Annotated in this window: 15 protein-coding genes and 1 other RNA gene; all 16 read right to left on the bottom strand. The window is 62.7% G+C overall.

The features are described 5' to 3' along the window. Position 1 precedes the first annotated feature (1 nt). The 16 genes from ftsA to rsmI all read right to left on the bottom strand — a co-directional run bounded on the left by ftsA (position 2) and on the right by rsmI (position 17,236). Positions 2-1,264: a cell division protein FtsA gene (ftsA, locus tag LIX93_RS05100; RefSeq protein ID WP_226502931.1), complete on the bottom strand. Its 1,263-nt coding sequence runs from the start codon at positions 1,262-1,264 to the stop codon at positions 2-4. A 14-nt stretch (positions 1,265-1,278) separates the two neighbouring features. Further along, a complete protein-coding gene (locus LIX93_RS05095; protein ID WP_226502930.1) occupies positions 1,279-2,145 on the bottom strand; it encodes a cell division protein FtsQ/DivIB in 867 nt (288 codons plus the stop codon). Positions 2,146-2,148: 3 nt separating this feature from the next. Next, the gene (locus tag LIX93_RS05090) at positions 2,149-3,108 is read right to left on the bottom strand and encodes a D-alanine--D-alanine ligase (RefSeq protein ID WP_226502929.1); all 960 of its coding nucleotides are present in this window, start codon (positions 3,106-3,108) and stop codon (positions 2,149-2,151) included. Then, positions 3,105-4,559 (bottom strand): UDP-N-acetylmuramate--L-alanine ligase, encoded by a 1,455-nt coding sequence (gene murC, locus LIX93_RS05085; protein WP_226502928.1) that lies wholly within the window; start codon positions 4,557-4,559, stop codon positions 3,105-3,107. Before murC ends, LIX93_RS05090 begins: the two co-directional genes overlap by 4 nt. Beyond that, complete coding sequence (gene murG / locus LIX93_RS05080) at positions 4,552-5,622, bottom strand: undecaprenyldiphospho-muramoylpentapeptide beta-N-acetylglucosaminyltransferase (RefSeq protein WP_226502927.1); 1,071 nt, start codon at positions 5,620-5,622, stop codon at positions 4,552-4,554. The genes murC and murG overlap by 8 nt, the downstream gene beginning before the upstream one ends. Continuing rightward, positions 5,612-6,823 carry a putative lipid II flippase FtsW gene (gene ftsW, locus LIX93_RS05075; RefSeq protein WP_226503670.1) on the bottom strand — a complete coding sequence of 404 codons (1,212 nt, stop codon included), beginning with the start codon at positions 6,821-6,823 and terminating at the stop codon, positions 5,612-5,614. The genes murG and ftsW overlap by 11 nt, the downstream gene beginning before the upstream one ends. Continuing rightward, positions 6,823-8,169: a UDP-N-acetylmuramoyl-L-alanine--D-glutamate ligase gene (gene murD, locus LIX93_RS05070; protein ID WP_226502926.1), complete on the bottom strand. Its 1,347-nt coding sequence runs from the start codon at positions 8,167-8,169 to the stop codon at positions 6,823-6,825. Before murD ends, ftsW begins: the two co-directional genes overlap by 1 nt. Positions 8,170-8,174: 5 nt before the next feature. Continuing rightward, complete coding sequence (gene mraY / locus LIX93_RS05065; RefSeq protein WP_226502925.1) at positions 8,175-9,257, bottom strand: phospho-N-acetylmuramoyl-pentapeptide-transferase; 1,083 nt, start codon at positions 9,255-9,257, stop codon at positions 8,175-8,177. Beyond that, positions 9,257-10,624 (bottom strand): UDP-N-acetylmuramoyl-tripeptide--D-alanyl-D-alanine ligase, encoded by a 1,368-nt coding sequence (murF, locus tag LIX93_RS05060; RefSeq protein WP_226502924.1) that lies wholly within the window; start codon positions 10,622-10,624, stop codon positions 9,257-9,259. Before murF ends, mraY begins: the two co-directional genes overlap by 1 nt. Beyond that, positions 10,617-12,080: a UDP-N-acetylmuramoyl-L-alanyl-D-glutamate--2,6-diaminopimelate ligase gene (locus LIX93_RS05055; protein WP_226502923.1), complete on the bottom strand. Its 1,464-nt coding sequence runs from the start codon at positions 12,078-12,080 to the stop codon at positions 10,617-10,619. Before LIX93_RS05055 ends, murF begins: the two co-directional genes overlap by 8 nt. Further along, entirely contained in the window at positions 12,080-13,822 is a 1,743-nt protein-coding gene (locus LIX93_RS05050) for a penicillin-binding transpeptidase domain-containing protein (protein ID WP_226503669.1), read from the bottom strand. The genes LIX93_RS05055 and LIX93_RS05050 overlap by 1 nt, the downstream gene beginning before the upstream one ends. Continuing rightward, on the bottom strand, positions 13,822-14,115 hold the full coding sequence (ftsL, locus tag LIX93_RS05045; RefSeq protein WP_226503668.1) for a cell division protein FtsL: 294 nt from the start codon (positions 14,113-14,115) through the stop codon (positions 13,822-13,824). Before ftsL ends, LIX93_RS05050 begins: the two co-directional genes overlap by 1 nt. Before the next feature lie 35 nt (positions 14,116-14,150). Further along, a complete protein-coding gene (rsmH, locus tag LIX93_RS05040) occupies positions 14,151-15,092 on the bottom strand; it encodes a 16S rRNA (cytosine(1402)-N(4))-methyltransferase RsmH (protein WP_226503667.1) in 942 nt (313 codons plus the stop codon). A 2-nt stretch (positions 15,093-15,094) separates the two neighbouring features. Beyond that, positions 15,095-15,550 carry a division/cell wall cluster transcriptional repressor MraZ gene (gene mraZ / locus LIX93_RS05035; RefSeq protein ID WP_226502922.1) on the bottom strand — a complete coding sequence of 152 codons (456 nt, stop codon included), beginning with the start codon at positions 15,548-15,550 and terminating at the stop codon, positions 15,095-15,097. A gap of 314 nt (positions 15,551-15,864) precedes the next feature. After that, positions 15,865-16,225: RNase P RNA component class A (rnpB, locus tag LIX93_RS05030), an RNA gene on the bottom strand. 159 nt (positions 16,226-16,384) lie between these two features. After that, positions 16,385-17,236: a 16S rRNA (cytidine(1402)-2'-O)-methyltransferase gene (rsmI, locus tag LIX93_RS05025; protein WP_260524680.1), complete on the bottom strand. Its 852-nt coding sequence runs from the start codon at positions 17,234-17,236 to the stop codon at positions 16,385-16,387. Between the last annotated feature and the right edge of the window lie 179 nt (positions 17,237-17,415).

The following is a 17,415-nucleotide window of genomic DNA, read 5'->3' as shown; positions in this document are numbered from 1 at the left end:
GCTAGAAATTGCCCTGCACCCACCGCTTCAACCGCTCTAGCACTGGGGCTTTCTCTTCTTCGCCATAACCGCTGTTGCTGCTACTGCTGATTCCGGACAGGTTGACGCCATCGGACTGCTTCTGCAGGCCATACATCAACAAACCCACTGCTGTGGAATAGATCGGATTGCGGATCACGTCACCGAGGCCGCGCACCGTGTGCGGTACACCGAGGCGTACCGGCATGTGGAAAATTTCTTCGGCCAGCTCCGTGGCCCCTTCCATTTTCGAAGTGCCGCCGGTCAGCACGATGCCGGCCGGGATCAGGTCTTCGTAGCCACTGCGACGCAGTTCGGCATGGATCAGGGTGAACAGCTCGTCGTAGCGCGGCTCGACCACTTCGGCCAAGGCCTGACGGGACAGCTCGCGCGGTGGACGATCGCCAACGCTCGGCACTTTGATGGTTTCGCCGGCACCGGCCAACTTGGCCAGGGCGCAGGCGTAACGGATCTTGATCTCTTCGGCATACTGGGTCGGCGTGCGCAGGGCCATGGCGATGTCGTTGGTGACCTGATCGCCGGCGATCGGGATCACTGCCGTGTGGCGGATGGCGCCTTCGGTGAAAATCGCGATGTCGGTGGTACCGCCGCCGATGTCCACCAGGCACACGCCCAGCTCTTTCTCGTCATCGGTCAATACCGAATAGGCCGAGGCCAGCTGCTCGAGGATGATGTCGTCGATTTCCAGACCACAGCGACGCACGCACTTCTCGATGTTCTGCGCGGCGTTGACTGCGCAGGTCACCACGTGGACCTTGGCTTCCAGGCGCACGCCCGACATGCCCAGTGGCTCGCGGACGCCTTCCTGGTTGTCGATCACGTAATCCTGCGGCAGCGTGTGCAGCACGCGCTGATCGGCGGGAATGGCGACGGCCTGGGCGGCGTCGAGGACGCGCTCAAGGTCGGCCATGCTCACTTCGCGATCGCGAATGGCGACGATGCCGTGGGAGTTGAGGCTGCGGATATGATTGCCCGCCACACCGACGAAGGCCGAGTGGATCCGGCAACCGGCCATCAGCTGCGCTTCTTCGATGGCGCGCTGGATCGACTGCACTGTGGACTCGATATTGACCACCACGCCCTTCTTCAGGCCGCGGGAAGGATGGGTACCGATCCCGACGATATCCAGGGTGCCGTCGGCCGCGACTTCGCCTACCAGCGCCACCACCTTGGAGGTGCCGATATCCAGACCGACGATCATTTTGCCGCTTTGCACGTTTGCCATGGTCCTGCCTCTTCTTAATTCTTCGCGACCGCGGGTTTTTCCCCGGTCGGGGCAATCGGTTCGCGCCAGCTGACGGCCAGGCCGTTGGCATAACGCAGGTCGATGCTCGCAATATTCGTAATCTGTTCTTTGAGCGTCTTGTCGTAAATGACGATAAAGCGACGCATCTTCTCGATCAGGTGATCCCGCCCTAGCAGCAATTCGATGCCCGGCCCGGCGCTGCCAGCACCGGTGGTCAGGAACCAGCTGCCGCGTTCACGCAATTCGAGCCTGGCGACGGAGAAGCCCAGCGGCCGCAACATCTGACTCAACACTTGATACTGCTGCATGACTTGTTGCTGAGCACGCTGCGGGCCGTACAGCTGCGGCAGGTGCTCATAGTTGGCCAGCTCGCGCGGGGCGAAGGCTTCACCCTGGTTGTTCAACAGGGCGCCGTCACCCCAACGCGCGACTGGCAGCTGTTCTTCAAGGCGGATCACCACCTGATCGGGCCACACCCGACGCACTTCGGCGTGGGCGATCCAGGGCATTTTCTCCAGTTCCGTGCGCATGCTCGCCAGATCGATGGTGAAAAAGCTCGCGGCGATGTAGGGCGCAATGCGCTGCTGCACCGCCTGCTGGCTGATGTAGCTGAGGTCGCCCTGCACCGCGACCTTGGTGATCGGGCGGTCGGCATAAGGCATCAGGCGCTGGGCACCGATGTAAGTGCCATAGCCCAGCGCCACCAGCAATATTGGCCACATGAGCATTTTCAGAAAGCCGAAATTGGCCTTCGGCAGGCGCACCGACATCGGCTCCTTGGCCACCATACGACTGGCGCCACGGGGCACCGGCTTGCGGCTCGGAGCGGGAATCTGGTGACGAATCGATGCGCCCTGCATGGGTTACCCTCGTACCGGAATACTGGCGGCCAGGATCGCCAGCACCAACTGCTGGAAATCGAGACCGGCCGCGCGTGCTGCCATGGGGACCAGGCTGTGATCGGTCATGCCTGGGGTCGTGTTCACTTCCAGCAGCCAGAACTGGCCGTCGGTGTCCTGCATAACGTCCACGCGGCCCCAGCCGGCGATGCCGATGGCTTCGCAGGCGCGGGCGGTGAGTTCGATGAGCTCTTGCTCCTTGACCGGGTCGAGGCCGCACGGGATCCGATACTGGGTATCGTTGGCCACGTACTTGGCATCGTAGTCATAGAACGAGTGCGGGGTGCCGAGGGCGATCGGCGGCAAAACCTGATCGCGCAGGGTCGCGATAGTGAACTCGGGACCGGTGATCCATTGTTCGACCAACACTTGCGAATCGTAGGTACTGGCGTCTTTCCAGGCGGCGATCAATTCTTCGACGCCGGTCACCTTGGCCATACCGATACTGGAACCTTCATGGGCCGGTTTGACGATCAAAGGGAAGCCCAGTTCCCTGCCCGCCAAAATACAGTCGGCCTCGCTGGCCAGCACGGCGTGATGAGGGGTCGGCAAACCGAGGCTCTTCCACACTTGCTTGGTGCGCAGTTTGTCCATGGCCAGCGCCGAGGCGAGGATGCCGCTGCCGGTGTAAGGGATGCCCAGGCATTCGAGCAGGCCCTGCATGCTGCCGTCTTCGCCGCCACGGCCGTGGAGGATGATGAACGCCAGGTCGATCTTTTCGCGTTGCAGAATCTCGAGCAGGTCGTCGCCTACATCGATACCGAACACGTCAACACCGGCGCTCTGCAACGCACCCAGTACTTGCGCACCGGATTTGAGCGACACTTCCCGTTCAGCGCTTTTGCCGCCGTACAGCACCGCCACGCGACCGAAGTCCTTCGGCGCGATAGTGGAAAACAGAGAGGAGTAGGCGCTAACGGTCATTTCAACTTTCCTGGACCGGCAACGGCGCCGGCGAACAACGGACTTTTAAGTAATTGCGGCGCCAAGGCGCCAATATCGCCAGCGCCCTGACACAGCAGGATGTCGCCGGGACGCAGCAGCGGCTTGACCAGCGGCGCCAGTTCGACGCCACGCTCGATGTAGATCGGGTCCAATTGGCCGCGCTGACGGATGCTGTGGCACATCTGACGGCTGTCCGCGCCCTGAATCGGCTCTTCGCCGGCGGGATAGACTTCCATCAACAGCAGCACATTGGTCTCGCCCAGCACCTGGACGAAATCGTCGTACAGGTCGCGGGTTCGGGTGTAACGGTGTGGCTGATAGACCATCACCAGGCGGCGCTCGGGCCAGCCGCCGCGCACGGCGTTGATGACCGCGGCCACTTCACGGGGATGGTGACCATAGTCGTCCACCAGCATCACGCTGCCGCCCTCTACGGGCAGTTCGCCGTAAATCTGAAAACGCCGGCCGACGCCCTGGAAGCCCGACAGGCCCTGGACGATGGCCTCATCGCTGACGCCCTCGTCGGAGGCGATGGCGATGGTCGCCAAGGCGTTCAGCACGTTGTGCAGGCCCGGCATGTTCACCGACACATTGAGCGGCTCGCGGTCGCGGCGCAGCACGGTGAAGTGGGTGAGCATGCCGTCCTGGCGAATATTGATCGCGCGCACGTCGGCTTCTTCACAGACGCCATAGGTCACGGTCGGCCGAGCGATCTGCGGCAGAATCTCGCGCACCACCGGATCATCCAGGCACACCACGGCCAAACCGTAGAACGGCAGGTTGTGGAGGAACTCGACGAAGGTTTTCTTCAACTTGTTGAAGTCGCCCTCGTAGGTGTCCATGTGATCGGCGTCGATGTTGGTGACCACGGCGACCAAGGGCTGCAGATGCAAGAAGCTGGCGTCACTCTCGTCGGCTTCGGCGATCAGGTAGCGGCTGGTGCCTAACTGTGCGTTGGTGCCCGCAGCGTTCAGACGGCCACCGATGACGAAGGTCGGATCCAGGCCACCGGCGGCGAACACCGAGGCGATCAGGCTGGTGGTGGTGGTCTTGCCATGGGTGCCGGCCACGGCGATACCGTGGCGATAGCGCATCAGTTCGGCGAGCATCTCGGCGCGCGGCACCACTGGAATGCGACGCTCCAGGGCGGTGGCGACTTCGGGGTTGCTGGGGTTGATGGCGCTGGATACCACCAGCACGTCAGCCACAGCGGCGTTCTCGGCGCGGTGGCCGATGAAGATTTCGGCGCCGAAGGACTTGAGCCGCTCGGTAACCGGCGAGGCCTTGAGGTCGGAGCCGGACACGCTGTAGCCAAGGTTGAGCAACACTTCGGCGATACCGCACATGCCCACGCCGCCAATACCGACGAAGTGGATACGGCGGATACGGCGCATTTCTGGCTGTGGGATGCCTTTCTGGTTTTCAACCATGGGCCACCTCCAGGCAGACATCGACGACATTACGGGTGGCATCGGGTTTCGCCAGACGGCGCGCGGTGGCGGCCATTTGGTTGAGTTTCTCGGGTTGCATCAAAACCTCTTTCAGGCGCTCGGCCAGTTGGGCCGCGCCGGTTGTCGCTTGTGGCATGAGGAAGGCAGCGCCTTCACGGGCCAGATATTCGGCATTACGGGTCTGGTGGTCGTCGATCGCGTGGGGCAATGGCACCAGGAACGACGGCAGCCCGGCCGCCGCCAGCTCGCTGACGGTCAGCGCACCGGAGCGGCAGACCATCATGTCGGCCCAGCCATAGGCCTGGGCCATGTCCTGGATGAAGGGCGCGACCTGCGCCTCGACACCCGCAGCCTGGTAACGCTCAAGGGTCACCTGGTCGTGTTTCTTGCCGGCCTGATGAAAGACTTCTGGGCGAAATTCGGCGGGCACCAGCGCCAACGCGGCGGGCAGTAACTTGTTCAACGGCTCGGAGCCGAGGCTGCCGCCCGTGATCAGCAAGCGCGGCTTGCGCCCGGCGAGGCTCTGGCGGGGGGTTTCGAGGAACAGCTCAGGGCGCACCGGATTACCCGTGGTGCGGCGCTTGCTGGACGCCCCGAAGGTGTTCGGGAACGCTTCACAGACGCGGCTGGCAAACGGCACCAACAGGCGATTGGCAGTACCGGCCACGGCGTTCTGCTCGTGCACGATCACCGGTACGCCGGCCAGGCGCGCAGCCAGGCCGCCGGGGCCGGTCACGTAGCCACCAAAGCCGAGCACGCACACCGGCCTGATCTGGCGCACCACACGGCGCGCCTGCAACAGCGCGTTGCATAATACAAACGGCGCTTTGAGCAGCGACTTGATACCTTTGCCCCGCAGCCCGGCAACGTTGATCAAATGCAACGGCAAACCCGCCTGGGGGACCAGGTCGTTCTCGATCCCGCGCGGGGTCCCCAGCCAGTGCACGCTGTAGCCACGAGCCTGGAACTCGCGCGCGCAGGCCAGGGCCGGGAACACGTGCCCGCCGGTGCCGCCGGCCATGATCAGCACGTTACCGGCCATGGGCGGGCTCCTCGGCGAAATCGTCTTCGCTGAATTCGGTTTCTTCACTGCCCAGCGCCGCACGGCTTTCCCACTCGATGCGCAAGAGCAAGCCCAGGCACATGCAGCAGATCACCAACGAGCTGCCGCCGTAACTGAGGAATGGCAGGGTCAGGCCCTTGGTCGGCAGCAGGCCGACGTTCACGCCAATGTTGATCAAGAACTGTCCGATCCACAGGAACGACAAACCATAGGCCATGTACGCGGCGAAATAATGTTTGGCGCGCTCCGCCCATATGCCGATGTACATGCCGCGAATACACACGAACACGAACAGCGCCACGGTGCACAGCGAGCCCACGACGCCCAGCTCTTCGGCCAGTACCGAGAACACGAAGTCGGTGTGCGCTTCCGGTAGATAGAATTGCTTCTGCACACTGTTGCCCAGGCCGACGCCGAACCATTCGCCACGCCCGAACGCGATCAACGCCTGGGTCAACTGGTAGCCGGAACCGAACTGATCGGACCACGGATCGGTAAAGGTCACCAAACGCGCCATCCGATACGGCTGCGCCTTGACCAGCAAAATGACCGAAGCCACCGCCAACACCACCATCAGCGCGAAGCGGAACAGCCCGACACCCCCGAGGAACAGCATGGCCGCCGCGGCGCCCATCATCACCACGGTTGCGCCGAAGTCCGGCTCCATCAGCAACAGGCCTGCCATCGGCAGCAACACGAAGAACGGCTTGAAAAAGCCCATCCAACTGTCGCGAACCTCTTGCTGACGGCGTACCAGATAACCGGCAAGGAAGATCACCACGAACACCTTGGCGATTTCCGAAGGCTGCACGTTGAAAAAACTGAAGCCGATCCAGCGCATCGAGCCATTGACCTCGCGGCCGATGCCCGGCAGCAGCACAGCCACCAGCAGACCGAACGCACCCACCAGCATCCACCAGCCCAGCCGCTGCCAGGTGGCGATCGGCACCATCATGGTGACGATGCACGCCCCCAGGCCGATGGCCAGATAGATCAGGTGGCGAATCATGTGATACAGCGGATTGCCGGACTGCGCCGCGGCTACTTCCGACGAAGCCGACGTGATCATCACCAGGCCAAGGCCCAGCAACGCCAGGCAGCCGACCAGCATGGGGAAATCGATATCGATACCGCGGCCGCTGATCAGCGGTGACGGATAAGGCTTGATCACACCGAAAATCATGACAAAGCCTCCACGGCGCGGGCGAACAAATGTCCGCGCTCTTCATAGTTCTTGAACATATCGAGGCTCGCGCAGGCCGGCGACAGCAACACGGCATCGCCGGGCTGGGCCAATCCGGCGCTGCGCAGCACGGCGTCCTCCAGCGATTGCACGCGCACCAGCGGCACGCGGTCGCCCAGCACGGCGGCGATCTGCTCGGCATCGCGGCCCAGCAGCACGACCGCACGGCAATGAGCGGCAACCGGCGCGGCCAGGGGCTTGAAGTCCGCCCCTTTGCCATCACCGCCGGCGATCAGCACCAGCTTGCCGTCGATGTCGCTGCCCAGGCCTTCGATGGCCGCCAGCGCGGCACCGACATTGGTGGCCTTGGAATCGTTGTAATAGCTCACCCCTGCACGCTCGCGCAGCCATTGGCAGCGATGCTCCAGGCCGCCGAACTCGCGCAAGGTGTGCAGCATGGCGGCGAACGGCAAGCCGACCGCATGCCCCAGCGCCAGCGCAGCCAGAGCGTTGGCGTAGTTATGTGCGCCGCGGATCTTCAATTCGCTGACGGGCATCAGGGTCTTGAACTCGAACGCCAGGTGCTTCTCGGCGTTTTCTTCGATCAGGCCAAAGCCCTTGAAGTCCGGACGATTGAGGCCGAAGGTCCAGCACGGCTGGCCTTCGGTCAGCAATGGCCGCGACAGCGCGTCCTGGCGGTTGACCACCACCTGGCGGGCACCGCGGAAGATCCGGTGCTTGGCCAGGTGATAGGCCGGTAGCCCGCTGTAGCGATCCATGTGGTCTTCGCTGACATTGAGCACGGTCGCCACTTCGGCGCCCAGATGATGGGTGGTTTCCAACTGAAAGCTGGACAGCTCCATCACGTATAGATCGACGTTGTCGGCGAGCAGGTCGAGCGCTGGGGTGCCGAGATTGCCGCCCACCGCGACGCGTTTACCCGAGGCCCGCGCCATGTCACCCACCAGGGTGGTCACGGTGCTCTTGGCGTTGGAGCCGCTGATGGCCACGATCGGCGCCTTGGCATTGCGCGCAAACAGCTCGATGTCGCCCGACAGGGTAACGCCACGGGCTGCCGCTTGCTGCAAGGCCGGGGTCGCCAGCGCCAGGCCCGGGCTCACGTAGAGCTCGGACGCGCGGCAAAGAAATTCGACGTCCAGCTCGCCACAACGCACATCGACGTGCGGGTAGTCACGGCGCAAGGTCGCGAGTTCTGGCGGATTCTCGCGCGTGTCGGCCACGGCAAAGGACACGCCCCGATTCGCCAGGAAGCGAACCAGGGACATGCCGCTCTTGCCGAGGCCGACAACGATGCGGAATTGGTCAGAAGCGATCAGAGACACTCGTTCTACCTCAATTTCAGGGTGGCAAGGCCGATCAACACCAGAATCACGGTGATGATCCAGAATCGGACGATGACCCGTGGTTCAGGCCAACCCTTGAGTTCGAAATGGTGATGGATCGGCGCCATGCGGAACACCCGGCGGCCGGTCAACTTGAACGACGCCACCTGGATGACAACCGACAAGGTCTCCATCACGAACACCCCGCCCATGATGAACAGCACGATTTCCTGACGCACCACCACGGCGATGGTGCCGAGGGCAGCGCCCAGCGCCAGTGCGCCGACGTCACCCATGAACACTTGCGCGGGATAGGTGTTGAACCACAGGAAGCCCAGCCCCGCACCGATCAGCGCGCCGCAGAACACGATCAGCTCGCCAGCCCCCGGTACATAGGGAATCAGCAGGTAATCGGCGAATTTGATGTTGCCCGACAGGTAGCAGAAGATGCCCAACGCGCCGCCGACCATGACCGTGGGCAGAATCGCCAGGCCGTCGAGGCCGTCGGTAAGGTTGACCGCGTTGCTGGAGCCGACGATCACGAAGTAGGTCAGCACGATGAAGCCCAGGCCCAGATGAATGCTGGCGTCCTTGAGCATCGGGATGATCAGCGTGGTTTCGTTGCTGCCCGGCGCCGTCGTATAAAGGAAGATCGCCGCGCCCAGGCCGAAAACCGACTGCCAGAAGTACTTCCAGCGGCTTGGCAGCCCGCGGGAGTTTTTCTCGATGACCTTGCGATAATCATCCACCCAGCCGATCGCGCCGAACAGGAAGGTGACGATCAACACGGTCCAGACATAGCGATTGCTCAGGTCGGCCCACAGCAAGGTGCTGACACCGATCGCCGAGAGGATCAGCGCGCCGCCCATGGTCGGAGTGCCCGACTTGGACAGGTGCGATTGCGGACCATCGTTACGCACCGATTGACCAATCTGGCGCATCTGCAGGGTACGGATCATCCATGGGCCCAGAAACAGGGCGAGCGCCAACGCGGTCAACACACCCAGAATCCCGCGCAGGGTCAGGTATTGAAAGACCGCGAAGCCTTTGTAGAACTGTTGCAGATACTCGGCCAACAGCAGCAGCATTAATGTTTCTCCCCGCCGGGTACGCACAAGGCCGCGACGATGTTTTCCATCGCCGCGCTGCGTGAACCCTTGATCAAAATAGTGGTGTCGGAACCTTGCTCGGCCTCGAGCGCAGAAATCAGTTCGGCCTGACTGGAAAAGTGTGCGGCGCCTTCACCGAAGGCACTGACGGCGTGAGCCATGAGCGGCCCGACGGCATATAGCGCGTCAACCTTGCCACGCGCATAGTCACCAACCTGCCGATGCCCCTCTATCGCCCACTCGCCCAACTCGCCGATATCTCCGAGCACCAGGACGGTGCGACCGGAAAAGCCGGCGAGTATATCAATGGCCGCGCACATGGAGGAGGGATTTGCGTTGTAGGTGTCATCGATGACGCGCATGCCAGCCTTGGCCAGCTGCGCCACGGTGCGGCCCTTGACCGGCTGCACCGCGTCAAGGCCGGCAACGATGCCCGCCAGGGAAACGCCCATGGCGCTGGCGGCCGCAGCGGCCGCGAGGGCGTTCTGCACGTTATGGGTGCCGAGCAGGTTCAATTGCACCGGTGCCACACCCTCTTTGCAATGCAATTCGAATCTCGGGCAACCGCGGGCGTCTGTGGTGATGGCACTGGCATGGAAGTCAGCGCTCGGGTTGCTCAGGGCGAATGTCAGCACCTGACGCGCGCCGGCACGGGCTTGCCAGATGGTAAACGCTTTGTCGTCGAGGTTGAGCACGGCCACACCGTCGGCGCCCAGACCGTCGATGATCTCGCCTTTGGCTTCGACGATTTTCTCCGGGCCGCCGAACTCGCCGACATGGGCAGTACCGGCGTTGTTCAGGATGGCGACGTGGGGGCGAGTGAGGCCGACGGTGTAGGCGATTTCACCCAGACGCGAAGCGCCCAGCTCGATCACCGCGGCGCTGTGCTCCGGCGCTAGTTCGAGCAGGGTCAGCGGTGCACCCAGATCGTTGTTCAAGTTGCCGCGGGTGGCCAGGACCAGGCCGCGGGTGCGCAGAATGCTCGCGAGCATTTCCTTGACCGTAGTCTTGCCGCTGGAACCGGTGATGGCGGCTACGGGTTTGTCGAACGCGGCGCGGTTGAGCGCCGCCAGCTGGCCGAGCGCGGCGCGGGTATCGGCGACGATGATCTGCGCCAGGTCGCTGTCGGCGACGGGGCGCTCGACCAGCGCGGCCACAGCGCCTTTGCCGGCGACATCGTTCAGGTAATTGTGGCCATCGAAATTCGGCCCGCTCAAGGCGACGAACAACTGCCCGGCCTCGATCGCGCGGCTGTCGATACTGACCCCGCTAAAATGACAATCGCCGCCTTGCAGGCGGCCGTTCAAGGGCTGTAACACATCACTCAATGCCAAGGGCTTAAGCATGATTGAGCTCCCAGGTGGCGAGCGCCATTTCGGCCTCGTTCAGATCGGAGAACGGCAGGCGCTGGCCGTGAATTTCCTGATAATCCTCGTGGCCCTTGCCGGCCAGGACGATGACATCGTCGGCAGCGGCAGCGGCGATGGCCTGGGCGATGGCCGCCCCGCGACCCGGCACGAAAGGCACGGAGTCGGGGTTGACGAACCCGGCACGGATGTCGTCGAAAATCGCCAGCGGTTCTTCGCTGCGTGGGTTGTCGTCGGTGACCACCACGCGATCGGCCAGGCGCTCGGCCACGGCGGCCATCAAGGGGCGCTTGCCACTGTCACGATCGCCACCGCAACCGAACAGGCACACCAGCTGGCCTTTGGCGTGCGCACGCATTGCCTGCAACACCTGATCCAGGGCATCGGGGGTATGGGCGTAATCGACCACCACCAGCGGCCGCTTGCCGCCACCCAGACGCTGCATACGGCCGACCGGACCTTCGAGCACTGGCAGCACCTTGAGGATGTCGTCCAGTGGATAATCCATGCCCAGCAAGGCACCGACCGCCGCCAGTACGTTGCTCAGGTTGAAGCGCCCGAGCAGGCCGCTGCGCAGGCTGCGCTCGCCTTGTGCGGTGACCAGCGTGGCGCGCACGCCGCTGTCATCGAACGACGCTTCGCGGCAATACAAGGTAGCGGCTGGGTCTTTGAGGCTGTAGGTGATCAAGCGCGATTCGGCCTCGCGACCGGCCAGTTCACGGCCCAGCTCGTCGTCGAGATTCAATACGCGGCACTTGAGTGTCCGCCACGCGAACAGACGCGCCTTGGCGTCGGCATAGGCCTGCATGCTGCCGTGGTAATCGAGGTGGTCGCGCGACAGGTTGGTCAATACGGCCACGTCGAAGTCCAGCGCCGCTACGCGACCTTGATCCAGCGCGTGGGAGGAAACCTCCATGGCCACGGCGCGAGCACCGGCCTTGCGCAGGTCCGACAGGGTCGCCTGCACGGCAATCGGATCGGGCGTGGTCAGGCGGCCGCTTTTCAGCGAGCCATGGAAACCCGTGCCCAAGGTGCCAATCAGCCCGCAATGCTGGCCGAGCAAGTCCAGCGCCTGGGCGACCAGCTGGGTGACGCTGGTCTTGCCGTTGGTGCCGGTGACACCCAGCAGGTTCATCTGCCGGCTCGGCTCGCCGTAGAAACGCCCGGCCAGGTCTGAAAGCTGGGCGATCAAGCCCTTGACCGGAATCAGCGGAATGTCGGTCAAGGGCAGTACGGTGGCGCCTTCGACTTCATAGGCCACGGCAGCAGCACCATGGGCAATGGCATCGGCAATGTGATCGCGGCCATCGACCTTGAGCCCTGGCACCGCCAAAAACAGGTCGCCCGGCCGTACGTTGCGGCTGTCCAGAGTCAACTCGCGGATCAATGGATCGCGCTCGACCTGGATGAACAGCTGATTGAGTGACATGACCATCAGCCGCGCCCTCCCTTGACCGGGGCCGCAGCAGGAGCCGCTTCGGCCTGCTGCTGCGGGGTGCTCGGCAGGTTGTCGGGACGCACGTTCATCAGGCGCAAGGTACCGGACATCACCTTGCTGAATACGGGTGCCGATACCAGGCCGCCGAAGTAGCCGGCCTTGCCAGGTTCGTCGATGACCACGATCACGGCGTACCGAGGATCGGCGGCCGGGCCGAAACCGGCGAACAATGAACGGTAGGCATTTTCGGTATAGCCGCGCGAACCGATGGTGGCTTTACGGGCGGTACCCGATTTGCCCATCACGTGATAGCCCGGTACCCGTGCGCGATAGACGCCGCGCGGGTCTTCGATCACCTGGCCGAGCATCCACTGCACGGTGTCGGCGACTTTTTCCGGAATCACTTGCACCGCGTCAGGCTGTTTGTCCACCTTGAGGATCGACAGCGGTGTCAGGCGGCCATGGTTGGCGATGGTCGCGTAGGCATGGGCCAGTTGCAGCGCGGTCACCGACAGGCCGTAGCCGTACGAGAGCGTTGCGGTTTCGGCCTTGTGCCATTCGCGGTGGTTAGGCAGGTTACCCACACGCTCGCCCGGGAAGCCCAGGCCGGAATATTGCCCCAGGCCTACCGACGACATCACCTTGAACACGGCTTCGCCGCCGATATCGAAGGCGACCTTGCTCATGCCGACGTTACTGGAGTTGATCAGGATGCCGGTCAGGTCGAGCACCGGGCCTTCGGTCTTGGTCACGTCACGAATGGTGTAGCGACCGATCTGCAGGGTCCCGGGGTACACGTCGACCTTGTCGCTGGGCTTCCAGCGGCCGGTCTCGAGCGCGGCACTCATCGACAGCGGCTTCATGGTCGAACCGGGTTCGAACACGTCGGTGATGGCACGGTTACGCATTGCCGCCGGGAACATGGTTCGGCGGTTGTTGGGGTTGTAGGTGGGCATGTTGACCATGGCCAGTACTTCACCGGTCTTGACGTCGAGGATCACCAGGCTGCCAGCCTTCGCCTCGTTCTCGGTGATGGCCTTGCGCAATTCACGGGTCGCCAGGTATTGCAGGCGCAAGTCGATCGACAGCGCCACAGTCTTGCCTGGCTTGGCGTTCTTGGTGACTTGCACGTCCTTGATCAAACGACCGCGGCGATCCTTGAGCACCTGACGACGGCCCGGCACACCGGCCAGCCAATCGTCATAGGCCAGCTCGACACCTTCGCGGCCGTGGTCGTCCAGGTCGGTAAAGCCGACCATGTGCGCGGTCACGTCGCCAGCCGGATAGAAGCGGCGGAACTCTTCGAGGCCGTAGACGCCCGGCACCTTGAGGTCGAGCACCGTCTGGCCCTGCTCCGGAGTCAGGCCGCGCACCAGGTAGATGAACTCCTTGGTAGCGTTGGCTTCAAGACGCTCGGTCAGTTGCGCGGGATCCTGCTGCAGGGCAGCCGCCAGCGCCGGCCATTTGTCTTTGCCGGCCTGCATTTCCTTGGGGTTGGCCCACAAGGTGGTCACCGGCGTACTGACGGCCAGCGGCTCGCCATTACGGTCGGTGATCAAGCCACGGTGGGCGGGAATCGGGATGTGGCGCATGCTGCGGGCATCTCCCTGACCCTTGAGGAAGTCATGGTCGATGACCTGCAGGTCGACGATACGATAGGAAATGGCCGCGACCATGCTCATCAGCAATCCGACCATTACCCGGAACCGCCACGGGTACAGTGCGCCTTCGAGTTTCATCATGGCGTCACCATGCGAATTTCGGCGGCGTCGGGCACGCGCATTTTCAATTGATCGGCCGCCAGGGCCTCGATACGGCTCTGGGCAGTCCAGGTGCTCTGCTCAAGGATCAAGCGGCCCCATTCAGCCTGCACTTTGTCGGCGTCGTTCAGCTCGGTGTACAGCTGGTTGAGCAGCATGCGATTGGTGTGCGCGCTGTACGCCACGGCAATGGCCGAGACCAGCACCGCGATGAACAACAGCAGCATCAGGAAGCTGCCGCCCGGCAGAGGCTTGTTCATGAGCTTGCTCAGCGGCGCGCTGGGCAGAGGCTTTTTCAAGAGTTTGCTCAACGGAGCTTCTCCGCCACGCGCATGACCGCGCTGCGCGAGCGCGGGTTGGCCTTGAGCTCGGCCTCGGAGGCGAACTGCGCCTTGCCGTGGACCTTGATCTTCGGCACGAAGGCTTCGAAACGCACCGGCAGGTTGCGCGGCAGATTGTCGGCTTCGCCCTTGGCCAAGCGACGCATGAAGAGTTTGACGATACGGTCTTCGAGCGAATGGAAGCTGATGACGACCAGGCGTCCGCCGACTTCCAGGGCGTCGAGTGCCGCTTCGAGGCCAGCCTCCAGATCACCCAATTCGTTGTTGACGTGGATACGCAGTCCCTGAAAGGCGCGTGTGGCCGGGTTCTTGCCCTTTTCCCAGGCAGGGTTGGCAACCTTGAGCACTTCGGCCAGATCACCGGTGCGCAGAAAGGGCTCGGTTTCGCGACGCAGCACTACGGCACGGGCCATGCGCCGGGCGAAACGCTCTTCGCCGTATTCCTTGAAGACCCGGGCGATTTCTTCTTCCGGCGCCTGGGCGATGAACTCGGCGGCACTGACGCCGCGCGTCGGGTCCATGCGCATGTCCAGCGGGCCGTCGTTCATGAAGCTGAAACCGCGCTCGGGGTCATCGAGCTGGGGCGACGACACGCCAAGGTCCATCAGCACGCCTTGAACCTTGCCGGCCAGACCTTGCTCGGCGATGACCGCGGCCATTTCGGCAAAACTGCGCTGCACAATGACAAAGCGGCCGTCTTCGGCCGCCAGCGCTTGCCCGGTGGCAATCGCTTGAGGATCCTTGTCGAACCCTAGCAGGCGGCCATCGGGCCCGAGCTTGGAGAGCAGTAATCGACTGTGCCCACCGCGGCCGAACGTGCCATCCAGGTAGCAGCCATCGACGCGCACGTCCAGAGCCTCGACAGCTTCGTCGAGCAGCACGGTGATGTGGTTAAAGCCGCTATCTATAGTCACAGAATCAAATCACGCAGTTCAGCGGGCATCGCGCCCGGTCGTTGTATGGCTTCCAGGTCCGCTGTCGCAACAACGTTCCAGGCGTCTTCGTCCCACAATTGAAACTTGTTCAGCTGGCCGACCAGCATGGTGCGTTTGTCGAGCTTGGCGTACTCGCGCAAACGCGGCGGAACCAGGAAACGACCGCTGCCGTCGAGTTCGAGATCCACCGCATTACCAATCAGCAAACGCTGAAGGCGACGGGCTTCGTCATCGAACGACGGCAACTTGCTCAACCTGGCTTCAATAATTTCCCATTCATCCAGCGGATAGACGCAAAGGCACGGGGAGACGGTATCGATCGTGATCACCAACTGTCCGGAACTACGCGAATTCAGCTCGTCACGGTACCGGCTCGGCATAGCGAGACGACCCTTGGCATCGAGACTGATGGCATTCGCTCCGCGAAACACAGCTGCGCTTCCCCTTTTTTACTTTTTTGCGTCCAAAAAACCCACTTTGTGCCACTTCTCTCCACTCGCGCACACTATAGGAACCCGCCTGCCACACCGTCAAGGCGCGCACGCGACGAAAAGCCTTACAGATCGGAGATTTACAGCGCATTTGGGATACAGAACAGCAAAAAGAGGGGGATTTTCGGATAACAACGTTTGATAAATCAGGCAACTAGCGGCCAAAGTTAAAGTGATTTATCAAGAGCAAGAATTTTTCAGGATTACGACGAGGGGTATCGGATGGCGTTTTGCCAATGAAGCGGGGGAAAAAGGTGGAGAGTCGATCTGTAAGCCGGGTTCTGTCGAGGACAGTCATTCCTCTACGGTGGCCATCACTGGACACCTTTAGCAACCTACCCGGTTCCAACGCGGGCCGCGCCATATGGAACCCTATTTGGTCTTGCTCCGAGTGGGGTTTACCTTGACCACGAACTGTTGCCAGTCGCGCGGTGCGCTCTTACCGCACCTTTTCACCCTTACCGGCGCCGAAGCGCTTAGGCGGTTATTTTCTGTGGCACTTTCCGTAGGCTCACGCCCCCCAGGTATTACCTGGCACTCCGCCCTATGGAGCCCGGACTTTCCTCCCCCCCCTTTTGCGGAACAAAAGAAGGCAGCGACTGTCCGATCGACTCTCCGCCGGCAAGATTAACGGCAGCGGCCCTCAAGAACAAGCTTTATCGCGGCTTGAGGGGATGTGTGGACATCCTCCAAGGTCGGAGCGGCCTCTGCCCATGAAGCTCTTGAACCCGCGCAAACCGGACAGCTTTGTGAGCAGAGCCCGCTCCCACAGGTTCAATCCTTCTGCTTCTCGAGGGCGACCTGATACAACAGGTTCTTGCGCACGCCAGTGATTTCCGCAGCCAGAGCCGCCGCGCGCTTGAGTGGCATCTCCTTGAGCAGCAGATCAAGGATACGCATCACTTCGGTACTCACGGCCTCGTCGCTTTCGGGTGCGGTCCACCCCGCCACCAGCACCACACACTCGCCGCGTTGCTGGTTGCTGTCGCCCTCGACGAAGGCGCGCAGTTCGGCCAGAGGCAAGCCCTTGAGGGTTTCGAACGTCTTGGTCAGCTCCCGTGCCAGCAGCGCCGAGCGCTCGGCACCGAACACCTGCTCCATATCCTGCAGGCATTCGAGAATCCGGTGCGGTGCTTCGTAAAAGATCAGCGTTCGCGGCTCCTCGCGCACCTGCTCGAGACGCGCCTTGCGCCCGGCCGTCTTGGCCGGCAGGAAACCCTCGAAGATGAAGCGATCGGACGGCAGACCCGCCGCCGACAGCGCGGCGATCAGGGCACAGGCACCCGGGACCGGCACCACCGGCACACCGGCGGCCCGCGCTTGGCGCACCAGATGATAGCCAGGGTCGGAAATAAGCGGCGTGCCGGCATCGGAGATCAACGCCACGCTGTCACCCGCCAGCAGCCGGGTGATGAAACGGCTGCCCTCTTCGCGCTCATTGTGCTCATGGCAGGCCGCCAATGGCGTCTCGATACCGAAATGCTGCAACAGGCGAATCGAGTGCCGGGTATCTTCGGCCGCAATCAGGGCCACGTCGGCGAGCACCTTGAGGGCGCGAGCGCTCATGTCATCGAGATTGCCGATGGGCGTCGCCACTACATAAAGTGTGCCAGTCGTGGAATTCAAAGCGCCCGTCACAGTCACAGCACACACCTTAATGGTTTGGCAAAAGACCCATTGTACCGTCTTGCGCGCGCCGGTCGACACTCGATACGACGACGAGGGCTGCGGCCACCTTGGAGATGTTTTGCAACCACTGGCGCAATGCATGAACGCTTTCACACCAGTAACATCGCGCCCAGGCC

The organism is Pseudomonas sp. MWU16-30317, assembly GCF_020515695.1.
Taxonomy (GTDB): Bacteria; Pseudomonadota; Gammaproteobacteria; order Pseudomonadales; family Pseudomonadaceae; genus Aquipseudomonas.
The sequence above is the reverse complement of the archived record's forward strand: the minus strand, read 5'-3'. Positions and strand labels throughout refer to the sequence as shown.